Source organism: Aliiroseovarius sp. YM-037, from assembly GCF_048060095.1.
GTDB lineage: Bacteria > Pseudomonadota > Alphaproteobacteria > Rhodobacterales > Rhodobacteraceae > JBLUOA01.
The window spans coordinates 990,587-1,010,966 of record NZ_JBLUOA010000001.1; the positions used below are offsets into that span (position 1 = coordinate 990,587).

The window sequence follows — 20,380 nt, forward strand, 5'->3', positions numbered from 1 at the left end:
GGTCACTTCCGCCACGTCTGCCTATCTTGCCCACACGAAACGAGGCAAAAATAACGGGCGAGGGCAGCATGGCACCGGAAACAGAGCGGGCGAAGATCGCGAACAGGCTGGCATTGGCAACAATCGGGGCGCTGGCAGGGTTGTCATTCTGGCTGTTGGTGGATGTGCTTGATGACATCATCAGCAATCCGCAATTGTTCATATTCGTCGCCGCCGGAACGCTCGCGTTTTTCGCCGGGCTTCTTGCGTTGGCGGGGCCGCTGAACTTGCGCCAAGCCGCGATAACGGCGGCGCTGGTATCCATCCCCTCTGCCGCGTTGCTGACATCGGCCAGTCTACGGTTTGAGACGTCCGACGATTTCTTCCAGACCGGCCATCCGCTGCTGGCCTTCGCCTTGCTGATCAGCATTCCATTACCGTTTCTAATCGCACGCCAGCGGGAGGGGGAGCGTTGGAACACCTACGCCGCCCTGTTTGACCATAGCTGGAATATCGTCGTCCGTTACGCGGCGGCGTGGCTGTTCGTCGGCGTGGTTTGGGGCGTCGTTTTCCTGTCGGATGCACTATTCCGCATCGTCGGTTTGGAGATCATCAGCGATCTGCTTGATATCGACGGCGTGCCGTTCGTTCTGACCGGCCTTGTGCTTGGGCTGGCGATTGCCGTGGTGAACGAGCTTTCGGACTATGTTTCGCCCTACCTGATCCTGCAATTGCTGCGTCTGCTATTGCCCGTGCTGGTCGTCGTTATGGCCGTTTTCATCGTCGCCCTGCCATTCCGCGGCTTGTCCGGGCTGTTCGGCGGGCTGTCGGCGGCGGCGACCTTAATGGGAATCGTCATTGGCGGCGTGACGCTGGTGACGACGGCGATCGATAAGCGGCAGGATGATGCGATCGACAGCCCCTTTATGATCTTCGCGGTCCGCGCGCTTGCGCTGATGACTCCGGTGCTGGCAGTGCTGGCTGCCTACGCGGTTTTCCTACGGGTTCAGCAATACGGCTGGACGCCGGACCGAATTCTGGCCGCGCTGATCGTCGGGTTTGTTGTCGCTTACGCCGCATCATACGCAGTCGCGGTCGTGCTGCGCTCTGCCTGGATGGAGCGGATCAGGACGGTCAACATATGGCTCGCCCTTGCCGTTATCGTCGTGGCCGCGCTTTGGCTGTCGCCGGTGCTTAACCCGCAGCGGATTTCAACCAACAGCCAGCTCGCACGGTTTGAGGCGGGGAAAACGGACCTTTCGACGCTCGACCTTTGGCCGATGGCGCGGAATTGGGGGCGTGCAGGAACAGCAGGGATCGAGCGTTTGGCGGCGATGACCGACCACCCCGAAAGTGATGAACTGGCCGCGCGGCTAGAGAGGTTGAACGACGCCACCAACCGGTATCAGTTCGATATGGAGCGGCGGGCCGAAGAAAACCAAGATCGGATCGCCGAATTGAAGGATCGGCTGCCAATACGACCGGACGGGGCTGTGCTGTCAGATGGGGCGTTCGGGCAGGCTTCGCCGTCTTTCTTCAACGATCTGGAAAAGGCGTGTGACATGACCACCCCGGCGGGAAATCCGGGTTGTTTGATCGTCGAAGCGAATCTTTTGCCCGGAACCGATGGCCGTGAGTATTTCGTATTCTACATGACGTCCGCCGAGGCCGTGCGAACGGTGGCGCTGAGGACGCGGGCCGGTAGCTATCGGGTTGAGTTTGGGCCGATTGACCTTGCAAATGGCGGCACGCTCCCGTCGCTCGGCCCGCAGGATATCGACGCTTTGTCGGAAGGGAACTTCCGGGTAGCGCCGGCGGGACTGAACGCCCTCAAGTTCGGGGATAGAGAGATTTTTATCTACCCATAGGCCCATAAGCGCATTCTTAACGCCTGCTTCCTAGGCTTTCCGAAGTTGAGGAGGCATACGCATGCACGGTTTGATAAACCGATCAATTCAGAGCTTTATCTGCGACACCTACGGGCGCGGAGTTTGGCTGGACGTGTCCGAAGGCGCGAAGCTCGACTTTGACAGCTTCGAAGCGATGATGATCTACGACGACGCACTGACCGACGCGGTGCTGGGCGCAGCGGTGGAGCGGTTGTCAAAACCGCGATCTGATGTTCTGGAAGACCTAGGAACCTACCTCGTATCGCATCCCACGACCGATGCCGCGCGTCGGTTGCTGCGGTTTGGTGGCGAAACCTACGAAGAATTCCTCCACTCGCTCGACGACCTTCATGATCGGGTGAAACTGGCGATGCCGGAACTGGATTTTCCCCGGCTTGAACTGCGCGATCACGCGCCGGGCGTGTTCAGCCTCTCATGTCGATGGCCCTACGAGGGGTTCGGCCATGTTGTTGTCGGCCTGCTTCGCGGGATGGCGGATGACTACGGCGCGTTGGTCGTGCTTGAGTTTCAGTCCGCCCGTCCGGGGGAGGAGGTCATCTCCATCCAACTGCTAGACATAAGCCATGCGACCGGCAGCCCCTTTTCGCTGGCGAGCGGGGGCCGATGACGGAGACAACAAAACTCTCAGCCGACGCGCTGAACCTTCTGATGCCACTTCATCTTGTGGTGAACGGAACCGGCCATATTACCCATACCGCGCCAACGCTTTCGCGGATTTTCGTGGCGACCCCGTTGATCGGCAAACGGCTGACAGAGGTGTTCGAGATCCGCCGTCCCGCTCCCGTATCGACGATGGGCGACCTGCGGAACCTCGCCGGGCAAAAGCTGCACCTGCGGATGAGGGCGGCCAGCGATAGATCATTTAAGGGGCTGGCTGTCGAACATGGTGGTGGTTTCCTAATCAACCTCTCCTTCGGAATCAGGGTCGCCGACGCAGTGCGTCAGCATCACCTGACGGGCCGGAATTTTGCACCAACGGACCTAACGGTGGAAATGCTCTACCTCGTCGAAGCCAAAACGGCAGTGATGGAGGAGTTGAAGAAGCTGAACGAAAGACTGCAAGGCGCAAAGACCAAAGCCGAGGCGCAAGCGTTCACGGATACACTCACCGGCCTGAAAAACCGCCGGGCGATGGATCATATTCTCGCGCTCTACGCCGCGCGGGCAGAGCGGTTTGGCCTGATGCACATCGACCTCGACTACTTCAAAGACGTGAACGATTCCCTCGGACATGCGGCGGGTGATTTCGTGTTGCGGCAGGTCGCTGGCGTGCTGACCGCCGAAACGCGGGCGGATGATACCGTGGTCAGGGCAGGCGGGGATGAGTTTGTGATTGTTTTCCCCGGCCTTACCTCTCGCGAACGGCTCAATAACATTGCGGTTCGGATTATCGAGAAGCTACAAAAGCCCATTCTGTTCAATGGTCTGGAATGTCGTATCTCCGCCAGTATCGGAACGACGGTGTCGGAAAATTACCAATCCGTTGAACCCGAACAGATGTTAAAGGATGCCGATGCCGCACTTTATGAATCGAAAAATGCCGGACGTGCGCGGGTCACGTTCTTTTCAGCGGGGCCGCGCGGCGGACGGGCCAAGGATCGGACAGCAAGCGGTTGAATTCCCGACCCCAGCCCAGATTGGCGCATCGCGCGGTTGAACACGAATTCGGCAACGCCCCTTGCAGGTGCTTCGGCGCGCTAATAAGACTCTGGAAGTATTCTCGCGGTAGTGAACACGCGACAGCAGCAGGCAGGCGGACAAATGAACGATCCTTATGAGCATTACATGAACAATCTCGTTCCCATGGTGGTCGAACAGACCTCTCGCGGGGAACGCGCGTATGACATCTTCTCGCGCCTTTTGAAGGAGCGGATCATTTTCATCACCGGTCCAGTCCATGATGGCATGTCGAGCCTGATCGTCGCGCAATTGCTGCATCTGGAGGCGGAGAATCCGTCGAAAGAAATCTCGATGTATATCAACTCTCCGGGCGGGGTCGTGACCTCTGGGTTGTCGATCTACGACACGATGCAATACATCAAACCGAAAGTGTCGACGCTGGTCGTGGGGCAAGCCGCCTCAATGGGCTCACTATTGCTTGCGGCAGGCGAGCCCGGAATGCGGTTTTCCCTACCGAACAGCCGGATCATGGTGCACCAGCCGTCCGGCGGGTATCAGGGGCAGGCGACCGACATCATGATCCATGCGCAAGAGACGCAGAAGCTGAAGGATCGGTTGAACCAGATTTACGTCAAGCACACCGGCCAAAAGATGAAGGCCGTCGTGGACGCGCTTGAGCGTGATAATTTCATGTCCCCGGAAGAAGCGAAAGACTGGGGCCTGATTGATGAGATCGTCGAAAATCGTGCAAAAGGTGACGACTAAGCGTGCCTGACGCGCCGTGTCTTTGCGCGCGATTTTGACGTTGTAGATGGAAATAGCCTGCCCTAAGCTGTGGCTTAGGGGCGGCAGAATGCCCGCTGGCGCGGGCTGAGCAGAGCAAAAAGGCATTGGCCTTGAAGGTAAAGTGATGGCGAATAGTTCTGGCAGCGATGGCAAAAACACCCTCTACTGCTCTTTCTGCGGGAAGAGCCAGCATGAGGTCAGAAAGCTAATCGCAGGGCCGACGGTTTTTATCTGTGATGAATGCGTTGAACTCTGCATGGATATTATCCGTGAAGAGACGAAATCAGCAGGGCTAAAATCCTCCGAAGGTGTCCCGACACCGGTGGAAATCTGCGAAGTTCTGGACGACTATGTGATCGGTCAGGCCCACGCGAAACGGGTGTTGTCCGTTGCGGTTCACAATCACTACAAACGGCTTAATCACGCGAGCAAGTCGGGCGAAATCGAACTCGCGAAATCGAACATCCTTTTGATCGGCCCGACCGGGTGCGGTAAAACGCTGCTGGCGCAGACGTTGGCGCGTATTCTGGATGTGCCGTTCACGATGGCCGACGCGACCACGCTGACCGAGGCTGGCTATGTCGGGGAAGATGTCGAAAATATCATCCTGAAATTGCTTCAAGCCTCCGAATATAACGTGGAACGGGCGCAACGCGGTATCGTTTATATCGATGAGGTCGATAAGATCACGCGGAAATCCGACAACCCGTCAATCACGCGTGATGTATCGGGCGAGGGTGTGCAGCAGGCGCTTTTGAAGATCATGGAAGGCACTGTTGCCTCTGTGCCGCCGCAAGGCGGGCGCAAGCATCCGCAGCAGGAGTTTCTGCAAGTTGATACGACGAATATTCTGTTTGTCTGCGGTGGGGCGTTTGCGGGGCTTGAAAAGATCATCGCGCAACGCGGCAAGGGCTCTGCGATGGGCTTTGGCGCGGATGTGAAGGAAAACGACACGCGCGGCGTGGGTGAGATGTTTACGGAGCTTGAGCCGGAAGATTTGCTGAAATTCGGCCTGATCCCAGAATTCGTGGGCCGCTTGCCGGTGATCGCGACCCTGCAGGATCTGGATGAAGACGCGCTTGTCACAATCCTGACGCAACCGAAGAACGCGTTGGTCAAGCAATACCAACGTCTGTTTGAAATCGAAGAAACCGAACTGACGTTCACCGAAGACGCGCTTAAGGCCATCGCGAAACGGGCGATTGAGCGGAAGACCGGTGCTCGGGGGCTACGGTCCATTCTTGAGGATATTCTGCTCGACACGATGTTCGAACTACCCGGAATGGATAGCGTGGACGAGGTTGTGGTGAACGAAGAGGCGGTGATGTCCGATGCGACTCCGCTGCTGGTTCATGGCGATCACGGAAAATCGAAAGAAGAACCTGTCAGCGCCGGGTAAGGCTTGGCGTTGCGGTTTAGCTTTCACCAGAAAATCTTGGATTAAGGCGGTTGATTGGGCTGTGGGCTTGGCCTGCTGGGCGACGGTCAGCCGTCTACTCCGCCAATGCCCACGGATCAATGGCTTGGCACTGGACCTTCGCCCGCTGATGGTCCATATGAAAGAAACGCGATTGCGGAGGGTTTCATGCGCTTCATTCTTTCATTGTTGACGTGGTGGCACGGCGAAACGCTGGGAACGCGCCTGTTCACTTGGCGCAAGGGCGTCAAGGTTGGCGAAGATGCGCAGGGCAACGTATTCTACGAAACCCGCGACGGAAAACGCCGCTGGGTTAGCTATAACGGAGAGCCTGAGGCAAGCCGCGTGTCGCCCGACTGGCACGGTTGGTTGCATTTCACATGGGACAAGCCGCCGACCGAGGCGCCGCTGCAGCACAAGCCTTGGGAAAAGGAGCATCAGGAAAACCTGACCGGAACAGCGCTTGCCTACGCACCGGCCGGGTCAATCCGACGCCCCGTTCCGGCGGATCGCCGCGACTACGAAGCGTGGACACCCGAATAGGCGCGCGAAATCATGTCTGAGAATGTTACAGAAGTCTTCGTCGGCGGGGCCGTTCTTGCGGTGGCCGTGGGTTTCCTGGTCTATGCCGGGCAGGCGACGGGCTATTCCCGCGATGCGGGCGGCTATGAGCTGACGGCGAGCTTTCGATCGGTCGAGGGTGTCTCCGTGGGCACCGACGTTCGTATGGCCGGCGTCAAGGTCGGCACCGTTGTCGGGCTTGATCTGAACCCGCAGACGTTCCGGGCTGACACGACGTTTACGGTCCAAGACGGGATCGAAGTGCCGGATGACAGTTCAATCGCCATCTCATCCGAAGGTTTGCTGGGCGGCAACTATGTTGAGATCGTGCCCGGAGGCTCCCCCATTCTGGTTGAGCCGGGCGGCGAGATCGAGGATACACAAAGCGCGGTCAGCCTCATCACGCTTCTCAGCAAATTCGTCTCAGGGAACAACGACGAATGAGGCGTGCGCTGGCGATCGCCCTTGTGTTCCTTGCGACCGGAGCAGTGGCGCAGGAACCGGTCAACGCGACCGACGCGGCGGGCGCGGTTCTGCGTGGGCTTGATAAGGTGAATGGCAACCTGACCGATTACGAAATGCAGGTCGGCGATCACGTCGATCTGGGGCGGCTGGATGTCGAACTGGTGGCTTGCCGTTTCCCGACAGACAACCCTGCGGGTGACGCGTTCGCAAACATCGTTGTCAGCGAAAAAGAAGCGGACGCGCCGCTTTTCAAGGGTTGGATGGTGGCGTCATCGCCCGCGCTGAACGCGCTCGACCATCCGCGCTATGATGTCTGGGTGTTGCGCTGCACGACGTCGTGACCTGACGGGACTTCCGGCTGACGGTCAAAGTCCGCATCAACCAAAAGCGCGTTTTCCAAGGCTTGGTGATACGTCTCGCGTCGGATTTCCATGGCACCGAGGCTTGCAAGATGCAGCGTGATGAACTGTGTGTCGAACAACGTAAAACCACAGGCACGCAGGCGGTCGACCAGATAGGCCAGCGCGATCTTTGAGGCGTCCCGCGCGCGCGAAAACATGCTTTCCCCAAAGAACGCGCCGCCGAGCGTGACGCCGTAAACTCCGCCGATCAGCTTGGTGCCGTCCCAAGCCTCAATCGAATGCGCGTGGCCGTTTTCGTGAAGCGCTGCGTATAGTTCGGTGATCTGGTCGTTGATCCACGTGTCTTTCCGGTCCGCGCAGCCCGCGACGACGCCGCGAAAATCCGTGTTTGCGCGGATTTGAAACGGCTCTTGCCGAATCTTGCGGGCCAGACTGCGAGAGATATGGAATCCATCCAGTGGCATGATTCCGCGACGTTGAGGATCGACCCAGAAAATCTCTGGATCGTCCCGTGATTCAGCCATCGGAAAAACGCCGGAGGCGTAGGCGTGAAGCAGCAGATCGGGCGTGATGCTATCGCTCATCTAACCGCGATCGGCAGAATTGCCCTATCCCCCGAGGTTGGTTTCGAGCCACTTTTCAAGCCAGTGGATGTCATAGTTGCCGGTCTGCACCGCAGGTTCGTCCAGTAGCGCATGGAACAGCGGCAGGGTGGTGTCGATGCCATCGACGATCAACTCTCCCAAGGCGCGCTTAAGGCGGGCGAGTGCTTCTTCCCGGTCGCGGCCATGCACGATCAGCTTGCCGATCAAGCTGTCGTAATAGGGCGGGATCGAATAGCCGGTATAAAGCGCCGAATCCATCCGCACACCAAGACCGCCCGGCGCGTGAAACGCCGTGATCTTGCCGGGGCAGGGTGAGAAGTTCGGTAGTTTTTCCGCATTGATCCGCACTTCGATGGCGTGGCCATGAATTTGCAGATCGTCCTGCGTGAAGGACATCGGATTGCCTTCGGCCACGCGGATTTGTTCACGAACGAGGTCGACGCCAAAGATGCCTTCGGTCACTGGGTGTTCGACCTGTAGGCGGGTGTTCATTTCGATGAAAAAGAACTCTCCGTCCTCGAACAGAAATTCAATCGTGCCAGCACCGATATAGTTGATGTTGGCGACCGCATCGGCGCAGATTTTGCCTATCCGTGCACGGGTTTCGGCGTCAATCGCGGGGCCGGGGGCTTCTTCGAACACTTTTTGGTGGCGGCGTTGCAGCGAACAATCACGCTCGGCCAGATGAACCGCGTTGCCTTTGCCGTCGCCAAAAACCTGAACCTCAATATGGCGCGGTTTGCCGAGGTATTTTTCGATATAAACCTCATCATTGCCAAAGGCGGATTTGCCTTCGGCCCGCGCGGTGCGGAATGCGTTCTCAAGCTCCTTCGCGGATTTGGCAAGTTTCATGCCACGTCCACCGCCACCGGCGGTGGCCTTGATGATGACGGGGTATCCGATATCCGCCGCGACCTTCTGCGCGGTTTCATAGTCCGGCACGCCGCCGTCGGAACCGGGCACGCAAGGCACGCCCAGCTTTTTCATCGTTTCCTTGGCGGTGATCTTGTCGCCCATGATGCGGATGTGTTCAGCGGTCGGGCCGATAAACGTGATGTCGTGATCTTCCAGCGCCTGGACGAAATTCGCGTTTTCGGACAGAAAGCCATAGCCCGGATGGATTGCCTGCGCGCCGGTTACTTCGCACGCGGCAATAACCGATGCGACGTTCAGATAGCTGTCGGTGCTTGAGGGCGGGCCGATACAGATCGCTTCGTCCGCCATGCGAACGTGCATCGCATCGGCGTCAGCGGTCGAATGCACGGCGACGGATTTGATGCCCATCTCCCGGGCGGCGCGGATCACGCGAAGGGCGATTTCGCCCCGGTTGGCGATCAGGATTTTTTCAAACATCCCGGTCCCCGCTTATTCGAGTATCATCAGTGGCGCACCAAATTCGACCGGGTCGCCATCCGTCACCATGATGCGCTTGACCGTGCCAGCGCGAGGGGCGGGAATGTGGTTCATCGTTTTCATGGCTTCGACGATCATCAATGTGTCGCCTTCGCTGACCGTGCTGCCGACCGAGACAAACGCGCTCGCCCCCGGTTCGGGGGACAGGTAGGCGGTGCCGACCATCGGAGAGGGCACGACGCCGGGGTGATCTGCCGGGTCTTCGGTCGCCGGTGCTGCTGCGGGCGCGGCGCTTGGCGCAGACGGCGCGGCAGCGGGTACCGGGGTGGCGTGCGCTGGTGCGGCCACGGATGCCACGACGTTCGTTGCGCGACTGACGCGCACATTCAAACTGTCATTGTCGCCGTATTCACGCTTGACCTGAAGCTCTGTCAAATCGTTCGCGCTGAGCAACTCAGCCAGCGATTGGATGAATGCTACGTCCGAGTCGTGTTTGTTCTTGGTCATGCCGTCCTCGCTTGGTTCGCAGCCCGTCTGTGGCGGACTTTTCCAAATTTGCTTGCTTATACGGCACGGCGACCGGGGTGAAAAGCGATTGTTGCGGTGGCGCGTCAGGGTGCTGAGCGAATTTTGGTGTGGATTTCGGCGGCAAAAATTTACCAATTGATAAAAAAATGAACCTGTGGCAGTCTTTTCACAACGCTATATGGCAAGCCAGCTAGGGAGGCCCGTGATGCCAGTGAGCCAGACGACACCCGGAATCCAATCCGGACGCCTGTCAAAAGACACTTACGACGCGAATTTTTCCGACCTGCACCCGCCGCTAGAACCGCATGAGGCGGCAGTCGCGGCGGATCGCTGTTACTTCTGCTACGACGCGCCCTGCATAGCGGCCTGCCCGACGGATATCGATATTCCGCTGTTCATTCGGCAAATTCAGACCGACACGCCGGAAGAAGCCGCGAAAACGATCTTTGAACAGAACATCCTCGGCGGGATGTGCGCGCGGGTCTGCCCGACCGAAACGCTGTGTGAAGAGGCGTGCGTGCGCGAAACCGCCGAAGGCAAACCGGTCGAAATTGGTCGCCTGCAACGCTATGCGACCGATACGCTGATGGCCGCCGATGTCCATCCGTTTGAACGCGCGAAATCCACCGGCAAGCGCATTGCCGTTGTTGGTGCCGGTCCTGCCGGGCTTAGCTGTGCGCATCGGCTGGCTATGAAGGGGCATGACGTCGACGTTTACGATGCGCGGCCAAAACCCGGCGGGCTGAACGAATTCGGCATCGCGGCTTACAAAGCGGTCGAGGGCTTTGCCGAGAAAGAAGTTGATTGGCTGCTGAAGATTGGCGGCATCACGCTGCACCACGGCAAGGCATTGGGCGAGGGCATCGACCTCGCCACTCTGCGCGATGGGTATGACGCGGTGTTCTTGGGCATCGGCTTGGCCGGGGTGAATGCCCTGCGGGCCGATGGCGAGGATAAGAAAGGCGTGTCCGACGCCGTCGATTTCATCGCGGACCTGCGGCAAGCCGATGATCTGTCCAGCCTACCCGTTGGGCGCAACGTCGTTGTCGTTGGTGGTGGCATGACCGCGGTTGACGCGGCTGTGCAGTCAAAATTGCTGGGCGCGGAAAACGTGACGATTGCCTATCGCCGGGGCCGTGACCGGATGGGCGCGTCGAAGTTTGAACAGGATCTGGCGGCGTCAAAAGGCGTTCGGATCGCTGAAAACCTGCAACCGGTCCGCGTGATCGGAAACGGCACGGTTCAGGAGGTTGAGTTCGAATACACCGAAGACACCGGAAACGGCCTGAAAGGCACGGGCGAAACCGTTCGCATCCCCGCCGATCAGTTGCTTAAGGCAATCGGCCAAACGCTTGAGGGCGCACCGGATGGATTGAAGCTCGACAGTGGCAAAATCGCGGTGAATGAGGCGGGCAGCACCAGCCTGCCGGACGTTTGGGCCGGCGGAGACTGCGCAACCGGCGGCGATGACCTGACCGTCACGGCGGTGGCCGAGGGGCGCGACGCCGCCGAAGACATCCACAAAAGCCTGATGGGCTGAGGGACGGCAAATGGCAATTACGCGGATAAATTTTCAGTCGATCCCGGTCGATGATCAGGACCGCGCGATTGCGTTCTACACCGAAAACCTCGGCTTCAAGGTGCACACCGACGCGCCATATAGCGATGGGTGGCGTTGGATATTCCTGGAACTTCCGGGGGCCGAAACCCGCCTGCAATTCGCCGCGCGGTCAGACATGGAGGTTCATGGCAAACCCGCCCTGTGCCTCGTCTGTGATAGTGTCGACGACGAAGCTGCAAAGCTGCGCGACGCTGGCGTGCATATCACCGACGGCCCCGACGACGCGCCTTGGGCACCCGGTGTGCGCTGGCTGATGATCAAAGACAGCGAGGGCAATCTCGTCCTGCTGGAATCGTTTAAATCCTAGAGGAGGCACGACCATGGCCGACCTGACTTCGACTTTCGTTGGGATCAAATCCCCAAACCCGTTCTGGCTGGCCTCGGCCCCGCCGACGGACAAGGAATACAACGTCCGCCGCGCGTTTGAAGCGGGATGGGGCGGTGTCGTCTGGAAGACGCTCGGCGCCGAAGGGCCACCGGTGGTCAACGTGAACGGACCCCGCTACGGCGCGATCTGGGGCGCGGATCGCCGTTTGCTGGGGTTGAACAACATCGAATTGATTACCGACCGCCCGCTTCAGCAGAACCTCAAGGAAATCAAAGCGGTAAAGCGCGACTACCCAGATCGCGCGATGGTCGTGTCCCTGATGGTCCCGTGCGAGGAGGAGGCTTGGAAAGCCATCCTGCCGGTTGTTGAGGATACTGGCGCGGATGGGATCGAGCTTAACTTCGGCTGCCCGCACGGGATGGCGGAACGGGGCATGGGCTCTGCCGTTGGGCAGGTGCCGGAATACATCGAAATGGTTACGCGCTGGTGCAAGCAAAACACCCGGATGCCGGTGATCGTGAAGCTGACGCCGAACATTACCGACGTTCGCAAGCCTGCCGCAGCTGCGAAAAAGGGCGGGGCGGATGCCGTCAGCCTGATCAACACGATCAACTCGATCACCGCCGTAAACCTCGACGCGATGAGCCCGGAGCCGATGATCGACGGCAAAGGCACCCACGGCGGCTATTGCGGCCCGGCGGTGAAACCCATCGCGCTGAACATGGTGGCCGAGATTGCGCGCGACCCCGAAACCGCAGACCTGCCGATTTCAGGCATCGGCGGCGTGACAACGTGGCGCGACGCGGCGGAATATATCGCGCTTGGCTGCGGCAATGTGCAGGTCTGCACTGCGGCGATGACCTATGGCTTTAAGATTGTGCAGGAAATGGCATCTGGCCTGTCGGCATGGATGGACGAAAAGCAATACAGCTCTGTCGAAGATTTCCGGGGCATGGCGGTGCCGAATGTCACCGACTGGCAGTATCTGAACCTCAACTACGTGTCCAAGGCGGTCATCGACCAAGACGCCTGCATCAAATGCGGTCGCTGCTATGCGGCCTGCGAGGATACGAGCCATCAGGCCATCGCAATGTCCGAAGATCGCACGTTCAGCGTGAAAGACGACGAATGCGTTGCCTGCAACCTCTGCGTCAACGTCTGCCCGGTTGAAGGCTGCATCACGATGGTCGAAATGGGCGCTGGCGCCACCGATCCGCGCACCAAAACCAAGGTCAGCCCGGATTATGCCAACTGGACGACCCACCCGAACAACCCCTCAGCACAAGCTGCCGAATAAGGCTTGCGCTGATCCTCCCTGAACCTGCCCCGGCCATCGCGCCGGGGCTTTTTCATGGGGCCAGCAATCGGGAAAGAAGGGTTTCCAAGTGATGCTCCGCCTCGGGGAAAGGATCGCTTTCCTGATCCCGAAGAACCGCACGCACCTGCACATCAAAATCGGCGTAGTGCTGGGTGAGCGACCAGATCGAGAACAGCAGATGATAGGGGTTCACATCGGCGATTTTGCCTTCTGTGATCCAGCCCCGGATCACGGCGGCCTTTTGATCGACGAGGTCTTTCAGCTCACCCTCAATCGAACCCATGATCCGTGGTGCGCCTTGCAGGATCTCATTCGCAAACAGGCGGCTTTCGCGGGGTAAATCGCGGCTCATCTGCAATTTGCGGCGGGCGTAGGACAGGATTTCGTCGCGCGGATTGCCCGACGCATCAAGATCGCGCAGCGGGTCCAGCCAGACATCCATGAGGCCCGACAAAAGCTCAACATGAATCGCTTCCTTGGACGGGAAGTAGTATAGCAGGTTGGGTTTCGACAGTCCCGACGCCTGCGCGATCTGATCAAGGGTCGATCCGCGATAACCGTATTGCGAAAACACCTCTAGCGCGGCATCAAGAATGGCGCCGGTATTGCGTTGTTGGATACGGGTTTGCGGGCGATCCTTGGGCATACGTCGTCCTTTAACGGCTTTGGGCGCGGAACAGCGCTGAAATCCTTGACTGCCCCCTATGCTCTGATAGCGTGTTCCTGACCAATTGGTCAAACCTCAAGCAAAGCCCGCGCCAAGACGGACGCCGCCCAACAGATAGGAGAGCCCGATGCCATCCCCCGGAGAGAACCTCAAAGTTAACGGCGACCGCCTGTGGGACAGCCTGATGGAAATGGCCAAGATCGGCCCCGGCGTGGCTGGGGGCAACAACCGCCAGACGGTCACGGATGAGGATGGCGAAGGGCGCGAGTTGTTCAAGAACTGGTGCGAAGATGCCGGATGCTCGATGGGCCTCGACACGATGGGCAACATGTTCGCGCGGCGCGAAGGAACGGACCCCGACGCGCTGCCGGTCTATGTGGGGTCACACCTCGACACCCAGCCGACGGGCGGGAAATACGACGGGGTGCTTGGGGTTCTGGGCGGGCTGGAAATCATCCGCACCCTGAATGACCTTGATATCAAGACGAAACACCCGATCGTTGTGACCAACTGGACGAATGAGGAAGGCACGCGCTTCGCCCCGGCGATGCTTGCGTCGGGCGTGTTCGCAGGGGTGCATGAAGAAGATTGGGCCTACGACCGGGAAGATGCCGAAGGCAAGAAATTCGGAGAGGAACTGGCCCGCATCGGCTGGAAGGGCGACGAGAAAGTCGGCGACCGCAAGATGCACGCGTTCTTTGAACTTCACATCGAACAAGGTCCGATTTTGGAAGCGGAAGGCAAAGACATCGGCGTCGTCACCCACGGCCAGGGGCTAAGCTGGACGCAGGTGACGATCACCGGGAAGGATTCGCACACCGGATCAACCCCGATGCCGATGCGCAAGAACGCCGGGCTAGGCATGGCGCATGTGCTCGAACTGGTCGATCAGATCGCGTGGTCCCACAAACCCCACGCGGTTGGGGCCGCAGGACATATCGACGTCTATCCGAACTCCCGCAATGTGATCCCCGGCAAGGTGGTGTTCACGGTTGACTTCCGCTCGCCTGACCTGTCGGTGATTGAGGATATGGAGGCGCAGTTGCACGACGGGGCCAAGAAAATATGCGACGAAATGGGCCTTGGGATCGAATTCGAAAAGGTCGGCGGCTTCGATCCCGTGACCTTCGACGAAGGCTGCGTGACCGCCGTGCGCAACGCCGCCGAACGGCTGGGCTATAGCCACATGAACCTGATTTCCGGCGCGGGGCATGATGCCTGCTGGATCAACCGGGTTGCGCCCACGGCGATGGTGATGTGCCCCTGTGTCGATGGGCTAAGCCACAACGAGGCGGAGGAGATTTCGAAGGAATGGGCCACCGCAGGCGCGGATGTGCTGATGCACGCCGTGGTGGAGACAGCGGGGGTCGAGGGGTGAGTCAGCCTGTTCAATGGAACGTGTATAAGGCACTCGCAACGGGTGCCGTCTGCGGACTAGGTTACACAGTTGCCACAGAATTGCTGGGAGGAGGCGCTGGCAGGACGATCGCAAATTTGATCGGTTTGGGGATCGGCGGAGCGGTCGGTGGAGCATTTCTGTTTGGGATAGTGACGTTCGTTCGCAACATATTTGCGAAATAGGGAGAAAACCAATGACCACCAAAGTCATCAAGAACGGAACCGTCTGCACCGCAGATCGGACGTGGAAGGCCGATGTCCTGATCGAGGGCGAGGTCATCAAGCAGATCGGTGAGGACCTTTCGGGCGATGAATATATCGACGCCGAGGGTGCCTATGTGATCCCCGGCGGGATTGATCCGCATACGCATCTGGAAATGCCCTTCATGGGCACGACGGCCGCCGAAACGTTTGAGACAGGCACGTGGGCCGCCGCAGCGGGCGGGACGACGATGCTCGTCGATTTCTGTCTGCCGGGCGAGGATGGCTCGATCAAGAATGCGATCAACGAGTGGCACCGCAAGTCCGCTCCGCAGATTTGTTCCGACATCGGCTACCACATGGCGATCACCGGGTGGGATGAGAATGTTTTCAATGAGATGGAGGACGCCGTTAAGATGGGCGTCAACTCCTTCAAGCATTTCATGGCCTACAAGGGCGCGCTGATGATCGAGGATGACGAGATGTTCGCATCCTTCAAGCGCTGCAAGGAGCTTGGCGCGCTGCCGATGGTGCACGCGGAAAACGGCGATCTGGTTGCCGAGATGCAGCAGAAATATTTCGATCAGGGGATCACCGGGCCGGAAGGTCACGCCTATTCCCGCCCGCCCGAATTTGAGGGCGAGGCCGCCAACCGCGCGATCACCATCGCCGACTGCGCCGGCGTGCCGCTTTACATCGTGCATGTGTCCTGTGAGCAGGCGCATGAGGCGATCCGGCGAGCGCGGCAGAAGGGGATGCGGGTATATGGTGAACCGTTGATCCAGTTCCTGACGCTCGACGAAAGCGAGTATTTCAACAAGGATTGGGACCACGCCGCCCGCCGCGTGATGTCGCCGCCATTCCGCAACAAGGATCATCAGGCAAGTCTGTGGGCCGGGTTGCAGGCCGGGTCATTGCAGGTCGTCGCAACTGACCACGCGGCGTTCAACACGGAACAGAAACGTGCGGGGCGTGACGATTTTCGGATCATCCCGAATGGGTCAAACGGGCTGGAAGAACGGCTCGCCGTGCTTTGGACCGAGGGGGTGGAAACGGGCCGCCTGACGCCTAACGAATTCGTCGCCGCGACATCAAGTAACGTCGCCAAGATATTGAATATCTACCCGAAAAAGGGTGCAATCGTCGAAGGCGCGGATGCCGATATCGTGGTCTGGGACCCGAAGATCAGCAAGACGATCAGCCAGTCGAACCATCACTCGATCCTCGATTACAACGTGTTTGAGGGCTTTGAGGTCAAGGCGCAAAGCCGCTACACCCTTAGCCGGGGTGAGGTGATTTGGGCCTGGGGCAAGAACAGCCAACCGCAGCCCGGTCGGGGCCGGTTCGTGCCGCGTCCGGCCTTCCCCTCGGCACATGAGGCGCTCAGCAAATGGAAGGCGCTGAACAGCCCGCGCAAGATCGACCGCGATCCAATGAATATCCCGGCGGGGGTATAAAATTCAGGCGTCCCGACAGGGGCGCCACAGCAGCCAGAACCCCGGCGAACCGGGGCAGCCAACGGGGATAAAACTTGGGCCAAGACACGGTAATCGAAGCGAAAAATCTGGATCTGACCTTTCAGACGAACGATGGTCCGGTCCATGCGCTGAAAGATGTGAGCCTTGAGATCAACAAGGGCGATTTCGTCAGCTTTATCGGGCCGTCTGGCTGCGGCAAGACGACGTTCCTGCGCACCATTGCCGCGCTTGAGGAGCCGACCGGCGGCACCCTGACCGTCAACGGGATGACCCCGGACGAAGCACGGCAAAAGCGGGCCTATGGCTATGTTTTTCAGGCCGCCGGGCTTTATCCGTGGCGCACGATTGCGGGCAACATCAAACTGCCGTTGGAGATCATGGGCTTTGACAAGGCAGAGCAAGATCGGCGGGTTGAGAATGTCTTGGAACTCGTTGATTTGAAGGGGTTTGGCAAGAAGTTCCCATGGCAGCTATCGGGCGGGATGCAGCAGCGGGCAAGCATTGCGCGGGCGCTGGCGTTTGACGCGGATATCCTGCTGATGGATGAGCCTTTCGGCGCGCTGGATGAGATCGTGCGCGACCATTTGAACGAACAATTGCTGGAGCTTTGGGCGCGGACGGAGAAGACGATCGGGTTTGTTACGCACTCCATCCCCGAGGCGGTTTACCTGTCGACCAAGATCGTCGTGATGAGCCCGAGGCCGGGGCGGATCGCCGATGTGATCGACAGCCCGCTGCCGAAGGAAAGGCCGCTGGATATCAGGGACACGCAGCAGTTCATTGACGTGGCACACCGGGTTCGCGAAGGGCTGCGGGCAGGCCACGGGGATGAGGCTTAAAATGCAGCGGAATCGGCATACACGGCGCGTCGGCTTCGCGTGCACAAGCTGTGCACACAGTGTGCATACGATTGGCATACGCGCCGAAAAGGGGGATCGCCATGCGTAGTGTTGTGCCGATCCTCACCGTCGTGGTCGCGTTGTTCGTGATCTGGTATGGGGCCGCGGTCTGGCTGAATTCAAAATGGACGCTCGATCAGGCGGGCCGCGCGGGGGAGGAAGTGAGCTTTTCCGAGTTGGTCGCGGACACCTGGTCGCAGGAGCGACCCGTGCTGCCCGCGCCGCATCAGGTCGCGGCGGAGCTGTGGGAGACCACGGCGATGAAAAAGATCACCTCAAAACGCAGCCTGATCTTTCACGGCTGGATCACCCTGTCGGCGACCCTGCTTGGGTTCGTGATCGGCACCGGGCTGGGGATATTGCTGGCGGTTGGGATCGTCCATAACCGGGCGATGGACATGAGCGTGATGCCTTGGGCGATTGCCAGCCAGACGATCCCGATCCTTGCGATTGCGCCGATGATTATCGTGGTGATGAATTCGATGGGGATTCAGGGGCTGGTGCCGAAGGCGATTATCTCGGCCTATCTGTCGTTCTTCCCGGTCGTGGTCGGGATGGTGAAGGGGTTGCGGTCGCCGGGGGCGATGCAGCTTGACCTGCTGAAAACCTACAACGCAGGGAATACCGCGACCTTCTGGAAGCTGCGGTTGCCGAGTTCGATGCCGTATCTGTTTACCTCGCTGAAGGTCGGGATTGCCGCATCGCTGGTTGGGGCGATTGTGGGGGAGTTGCCGACGGGGGCGGTGCGCGGGCTGGGCGCGCGGCTGCTGTCGGGATCTTACTACGGGCAGACGGTGCAAATCTGGTCGGCGCTGATCGCGGCGGCGGTTCTGGCGGCGTCGCTGGTCGGGATTGTCGGGCTGATCCAGCGGATCACGCTGAAGCGGATGGGGATGGCGGAATGATCGGGCGTCATCAGTTCGGGGGCGCTGCCCCCCATCGGGCCTGCGGCCCGCTTTCCCCCCGGGATATTTCTGGAAAGATGAAGCGGGGGGCGGCATGGGATTGATTGTGCTGGCCGTCGTTGTCTGGATCGCGGCAATGCTGCTGAATGTCTGGCTGTCGAAAAGCCCGTGGGCAGGGACGCGCAGCGTCAAATTGTTGGTGCCTGCGATTTTCGGCGTGACGATATTGGTCGTTTGGGAGTTGCTGGTGCGCGGGCTGAACGTGCCGGGGGTGATCCTGCCGCCGCCAAGCGCGATTGGGGCGCGGATTGCCGGATCGCTTGATATTCTGTGGGTCGATTTCGTGCAGACCTTTATGAAAGGGGCGCTGACCGGGTATCTGATCGGCTGTGGTGCGGCGGTGATTGTGGCGATCCTGATTGATCGTTCGCCGTTCTTGCAGCGGGGGTTGTTGCCGGTTGGGAATTTCATCGCGGCGCTGCCGATTATCGGGACCGCGCCGATCCTTGTGATGTGGTTTGGCTTTGATTGGCAGTCAAAGGCGGCGGTTGTTGTCGTCATGGTATTTTTCCCGATGCTGGTGAACACGGTGCAGGGGCTGAAAAGCTCTGAGGCGATGCAGCGCGATTTGATGACGACTTATGCGGCCAGCTATTGGCAGGCGCTGCTCAAGCTGCGGCTGCCGGCGGCGATGCCGTTTATCTTTAACGGGTTGAAGATTTCGACAACGCTCGCCCTGATTGGGGCGATTGTGGCGGAGTTTTTCGGGTCGCCCATCAAGGGGATGGGGTTTCGGATTTCAACGGAGGTCGGGCGGCTGGGTCTTGATATGGTCTGGGCCGAGATTGCGGTTGCGGCGCTGGCCGGGTCGGCGTTCTATGGGATCGTTGCTATGATAGAAAAAGGGGTCACCTTCTGGCACCCTTCACAACGAGGTTGAGCAAAAATGACAACCAACATGGGAGAGAAAGAATGAAGAAACTATTTGCAAGCGCCGTTGCGGGCGCGATGGCCTTGGGTGCGGGGGTGGCGCAGGCCGCTGACGACCTGACGCTGCAGTTGAAATGGGTCACGCAAGCGCAGTTCGCCGGGTATTACGTGGCGTTGGAGAACGGGTTTTACGAGGAAGAAGACCTGAACGTCACGATCAAGCCGGGTGGGCCGGACATTGCGCCGACCCAAGTGATCGCCGGGGGCGGTGCCGATGTTGTGGTCGAATGGATGCCCGCAGCACTGGCCGCGCGCGAAAAGGGGCTGCCGCTGGTCAATATCGCGCAGCCGTTTGCGAGTTCCGGAATGATGCTGACCTGCCGCGCGGATAGTGGCGTGACCAGCCCGGACGATTTTCCGGGTCGGACGCTTGGCGTTTGGTTCTTTGGCAACGAATTCCCGTTCCTGAGCTGGATGAGCCAGCTTGGCGTGTCGACCGAGGGCGGCGAGGATGGCGTGACGGTTCTGAAGCAGGGCTTCAACGTCGATCCGCTGCTGCAAGGGCAGGCGGATTGCGTGTCGACGATGACCTATAACGAATACTGGCAGGTGATCGACGCCGGGCTGACGCCCGAAGACCTCGTGACGTTCAAGTATGAGGATCAGGGCGTCGCGACGCTGGAAGACGGGCTTTACGTGCTTGAGGATCGTCTTGCCGACGAGGCGTTCAAGGATCAGCTTGTGCGGTTCGTGCGGGCGAGTATGCGTGGCTGGAAATGGGCCGAGGAAAACCCGGATGCGGCGGCGGATATCGTGCTGGAATACGACGAAACCGGTGCCCAGACCGAAAACCACCAGCGCCGGATGATGGGCGAGATTGCCAAGCTGACCGCTGGATCGAACGGCGCGTTGGATGAGGCGGCGTATCAGCGGACGGTGGACAGCTTGTTGGCCGGTGGCTCTGATCCCGTCATCACCGCAGAGCCGGAAGGCGCGTGGACGCATGACATCACGGATGCCGCGCTGAACTAAGCGTTTGGTTTCAGAAA

Annotated in this window: 21 protein-coding genes; 17 read left to right on the plus strand and 4 right to left on the minus strand. The window is 59.5% G+C overall.

Annotated features, from left to right (window positions below):
- Nucleotides 1-68: 68 nt before the first annotated feature.
- The 8 genes from ACEWPJ_RS04810 (at nt 69) to ACEWPJ_RS04845 (ending at nt 7,079) form a co-directional block, all read left to right on the plus strand.
- Nucleotides 69-1,847, plus strand: a complete 1,779-nt coding sequence (locus ACEWPJ_RS04810) for a DUF4153 domain-containing protein (RefSeq protein ID WP_416511320.1) — start codon at nt 69-71, stop codon at nt 1,845-1,847.
- 61 nt (nt 1,848-1,908) lie between these two features.
- On the plus strand, nt 1,909-2,496 hold the full coding sequence (locus ACEWPJ_RS04815; RefSeq protein ID WP_416511322.1) for a heme NO-binding domain-containing protein: 588 nt from the start codon (nt 1,909-1,911) through the stop codon (nt 2,494-2,496).
- Nucleotides 2,493-3,506 carry a diguanylate cyclase domain-containing protein gene (locus ACEWPJ_RS04820; protein WP_416511324.1) on the plus strand — a complete coding sequence of 338 codons (1,014 nt, stop codon included), beginning with the start codon at nt 2,493-2,495 and terminating at the stop codon, nt 3,504-3,506. The genes ACEWPJ_RS04815 and ACEWPJ_RS04820 overlap by 4 nt, the downstream gene beginning before the upstream one ends.
- Before the next feature lie 144 nt (nt 3,507-3,650).
- Complete coding sequence (locus ACEWPJ_RS04825; protein WP_416511326.1) at nt 3,651-4,274, plus strand: ATP-dependent Clp protease proteolytic subunit; 624 nt, start codon at nt 3,651-3,653, stop codon at nt 4,272-4,274.
- Between the two features lie 145 nt (nt 4,275-4,419).
- A complete protein-coding gene (clpX, locus tag ACEWPJ_RS04830) occupies nt 4,420-5,694 on the plus strand; it encodes an ATP-dependent Clp protease ATP-binding subunit ClpX (RefSeq protein WP_416511327.1) in 1,275 nt (424 codons plus the stop codon).
- A gap of 186 nt (nt 5,695-5,880) precedes the next feature.
- Nucleotides 5,881-6,255, plus strand: a complete 375-nt coding sequence (locus tag ACEWPJ_RS04835) for an NADH:ubiquinone oxidoreductase subunit NDUFA12 (RefSeq protein ID WP_416511329.1) — start codon at nt 5,881-5,883, stop codon at nt 6,253-6,255.
- A 12-nt stretch (nt 6,256-6,267) separates the two neighbouring features.
- Nucleotides 6,268-6,717 carry an outer membrane lipid asymmetry maintenance protein MlaD gene (gene mlaD / locus ACEWPJ_RS04840; RefSeq protein WP_416511331.1) on the plus strand — a complete coding sequence of 150 codons (450 nt, stop codon included), beginning with the start codon at nt 6,268-6,270 and terminating at the stop codon, nt 6,715-6,717.
- On the plus strand, nt 6,714-7,079 hold the full coding sequence (locus tag ACEWPJ_RS04845) for a DUF2155 domain-containing protein (RefSeq protein WP_416511332.1): 366 nt from the start codon (nt 6,714-6,716) through the stop codon (nt 7,077-7,079). The genes mlaD and ACEWPJ_RS04845 overlap by 4 nt, the downstream gene beginning before the upstream one ends.
- Here ACEWPJ_RS04845 and aat read toward each other — a convergent pair.
- Genes aat through accB form a run of 3 tightly spaced genes read right to left on the minus strand, consistent with a single transcriptional unit; the run spans nt 7,043 to nt 9,565 of the window.
- A complete protein-coding gene (gene aat, locus ACEWPJ_RS04850) occupies nt 7,043-7,684 on the minus strand; it encodes a leucyl/phenylalanyl-tRNA--protein transferase (RefSeq protein ID WP_416511334.1) in 642 nt (213 codons plus the stop codon). The genes ACEWPJ_RS04845 and aat overlap by 37 nt on opposite strands.
- Before the next feature lie 24 nt (nt 7,685-7,708).
- On the minus strand, nt 7,709-9,058 hold the full coding sequence (accC, locus tag ACEWPJ_RS04855; RefSeq protein WP_416511335.1) for an acetyl-CoA carboxylase biotin carboxylase subunit: 1,350 nt from the start codon (nt 9,056-9,058) through the stop codon (nt 7,709-7,711).
- Between the two features lie 12 nt (nt 9,059-9,070).
- The gene (gene accB, locus ACEWPJ_RS04860; protein WP_416511338.1) at nt 9,071-9,565 is read right to left on the minus strand and encodes an acetyl-CoA carboxylase biotin carboxyl carrier protein; all 495 of its coding nucleotides are present in this window, start codon (nt 9,563-9,565) and stop codon (nt 9,071-9,073) included.
- 226 nt (nt 9,566-9,791) lie between these two features.
- On the opposite strand from accB, the gene ACEWPJ_RS04865 reads away from it, so the two are divergent.
- From ACEWPJ_RS04865 to preA, 3 genes are read left to right on the plus strand one after another with little or no spacing between them, the layout of a single operon-like run.
- The gene (locus tag ACEWPJ_RS04865) at nt 9,792-11,126 is read left to right on the plus strand and encodes an NAD(P)-dependent oxidoreductase (protein ID WP_416511340.1); all 1,335 of its coding nucleotides are present in this window, start codon (nt 9,792-9,794) and stop codon (nt 11,124-11,126) included.
- Nucleotides 11,127-11,136: 10 nt separating this feature from the next.
- Entirely contained in the window at nt 11,137-11,514 is a 378-nt protein-coding gene (locus tag ACEWPJ_RS04870) for a VOC family protein (protein WP_416511342.1), read from the plus strand.
- 13 nt (nt 11,515-11,527) lie between these two features.
- The gene (preA, locus tag ACEWPJ_RS04875) at nt 11,528-12,832 is read left to right on the plus strand and encodes an NAD-dependent dihydropyrimidine dehydrogenase subunit PreA (protein ID WP_416511343.1); all 1,305 of its coding nucleotides are present in this window, start codon (nt 11,528-11,530) and stop codon (nt 12,830-12,832) included.
- A 52-nt stretch (nt 12,833-12,884) separates the two neighbouring features.
- On the opposite strand, the gene ACEWPJ_RS04880 is transcribed toward preA, so the two are convergent.
- On the minus strand, nt 12,885-13,499 hold the full coding sequence (locus ACEWPJ_RS04880; protein ID WP_416511345.1) for a TetR family transcriptional regulator C-terminal domain-containing protein: 615 nt from the start codon (nt 13,497-13,499) through the stop codon (nt 12,885-12,887).
- Nucleotides 13,500-13,647: 148 nt separating this feature from the next.
- On the opposite strand from ACEWPJ_RS04880, the gene ACEWPJ_RS04885 reads away from it, so the two are divergent.
- The 6 genes from ACEWPJ_RS04885 (at nt 13,648) to ACEWPJ_RS04910 (ending at nt 20,363) form a co-directional block, all read left to right on the plus strand.
- Complete coding sequence (locus tag ACEWPJ_RS04885; RefSeq protein ID WP_416511347.1) at nt 13,648-14,898, plus strand: Zn-dependent hydrolase; 1,251 nt, start codon at nt 13,648-13,650, stop codon at nt 14,896-14,898.
- A 214-nt stretch (nt 14,899-15,112) separates the two neighbouring features.
- Nucleotides 15,113-16,576, plus strand: a complete 1,464-nt coding sequence (gene hydA / locus ACEWPJ_RS04890; RefSeq protein ID WP_416511348.1) for a dihydropyrimidinase — start codon at nt 15,113-15,115, stop codon at nt 16,574-16,576.
- Nucleotides 16,577-16,650: 74 nt separating this feature from the next.
- Nucleotides 16,651-17,436 (plus strand): ABC transporter ATP-binding protein, encoded by a 786-nt coding sequence (locus tag ACEWPJ_RS04895; protein WP_416511350.1) that lies wholly within the window; start codon nt 16,651-16,653, stop codon nt 17,434-17,436.
- Nucleotides 17,437-17,537: 101 nt separating this feature from the next.
- Nucleotides 17,538-18,401 carry an ABC transporter permease gene (locus ACEWPJ_RS04900; protein ID WP_416511352.1) on the plus strand — a complete coding sequence of 288 codons (864 nt, stop codon included), beginning with the start codon at nt 17,538-17,540 and terminating at the stop codon, nt 18,399-18,401.
- A gap of 94 nt (nt 18,402-18,495) precedes the next feature.
- Entirely contained in the window at nt 18,496-19,341 is an 846-nt protein-coding gene (locus ACEWPJ_RS04905) for an ABC transporter permease (protein WP_416511353.1), read from the plus strand.
- A gap of 32 nt (nt 19,342-19,373) precedes the next feature.
- Complete coding sequence (locus ACEWPJ_RS04910) at nt 19,374-20,363, plus strand: ABC transporter substrate-binding protein (RefSeq protein WP_416511354.1); 990 nt, start codon at nt 19,374-19,376, stop codon at nt 20,361-20,363.
- Nucleotides 20,364-20,380 lie beyond the last annotated feature (17 nt).

Excerpts from the sequence above, each read along its gene's own strand:
- accB (WP_416511338.1), bottom strand. The coding sequence starts at position 9,565 with ATGACCAAGAACAAACACGACTCGGACGTAGCATTCATCCAATCGCTG.
- ACEWPJ_RS04835 (WP_416511329.1), top strand. The coding sequence starts at position 5,881 with ATGCGCTTCATTCTTTCATTGTTGACGTGGTGGCACGGCGAAACGCTG.
- ACEWPJ_RS04905 (WP_416511353.1), top strand. The coding sequence starts at position 18,496 with ATGGGATTGATTGTGCTGGCCGTCGTTGTCTGGATCGCGGCAATGCTG.
- ACEWPJ_RS04880 (WP_416511345.1), bottom strand. The coding sequence starts at position 13,499 with ATGCCCAAGGATCGCCCGCAAACCCGTATCCAACAACGCAATACCGGC.
- ACEWPJ_RS04845 (WP_416511332.1), top strand. The coding sequence starts at position 6,714 with ATGAGGCGTGCGCTGGCGATCGCCCTTGTGTTCCTTGCGACCGGAGCA.
- preA (WP_416511343.1), top strand. The coding sequence starts at position 11,528 with ATGGCCGACCTGACTTCGACTTTCGTTGGGATCAAATCCCCAAACCCG.
- ACEWPJ_RS04825 (WP_416511326.1), top strand. The coding sequence starts at position 3,651 with ATGAACGATCCTTATGAGCATTACATGAACAATCTCGTTCCCATGGTG.
- clpX (WP_416511327.1), top strand. The coding sequence starts at position 4,420 with ATGGCGAATAGTTCTGGCAGCGATGGCAAAAACACCCTCTACTGCTCT.
- ACEWPJ_RS04820 (WP_416511324.1), top strand. The coding sequence starts at position 2,493 with ATGACGGAGACAACAAAACTCTCAGCCGACGCGCTGAACCTTCTGATG.
- ACEWPJ_RS04815 (WP_416511322.1), top strand. The coding sequence starts at position 1,909 with ATGCACGGTTTGATAAACCGATCAATTCAGAGCTTTATCTGCGACACC.
- aat (WP_416511334.1), bottom strand. The coding sequence starts at position 7,684 with ATGAGCGATAGCATCACGCCCGATCTGCTGCTTCACGCCTACGCCTCC.
- ACEWPJ_RS04870 (WP_416511342.1), top strand. The coding sequence starts at position 11,137 with ATGGCAATTACGCGGATAAATTTTCAGTCGATCCCGGTCGATGATCAG.
- ACEWPJ_RS04910 (WP_416511354.1), top strand. The coding sequence starts at position 19,374 with ATGAAGAAACTATTTGCAAGCGCCGTTGCGGGCGCGATGGCCTTGGGT.
- accC (WP_416511335.1), bottom strand. The coding sequence starts at position 9,058 with ATGTTTGAAAAAATCCTGATCGCCAACCGGGGCGAAATCGCCCTTCGC.
- ACEWPJ_RS04885 (WP_416511347.1), top strand. The coding sequence starts at position 13,648 with ATGCCATCCCCCGGAGAGAACCTCAAAGTTAACGGCGACCGCCTGTGG.
- ACEWPJ_RS04900 (WP_416511352.1), top strand. The coding sequence starts at position 17,538 with ATGCGTAGTGTTGTGCCGATCCTCACCGTCGTGGTCGCGTTGTTCGTG.
- ACEWPJ_RS04865 (WP_416511340.1), top strand. The coding sequence starts at position 9,792 with ATGCCAGTGAGCCAGACGACACCCGGAATCCAATCCGGACGCCTGTCA.
- hydA (WP_416511348.1), top strand. The coding sequence starts at position 15,113 with ATGACCACCAAAGTCATCAAGAACGGAACCGTCTGCACCGCAGATCGG.
- mlaD (WP_416511331.1), top strand. The coding sequence starts at position 6,268 with ATGTCTGAGAATGTTACAGAAGTCTTCGTCGGCGGGGCCGTTCTTGCG.
- ACEWPJ_RS04810 (WP_416511320.1), top strand. The coding sequence starts at position 69 with ATGGCACCGGAAACAGAGCGGGCGAAGATCGCGAACAGGCTGGCATTG.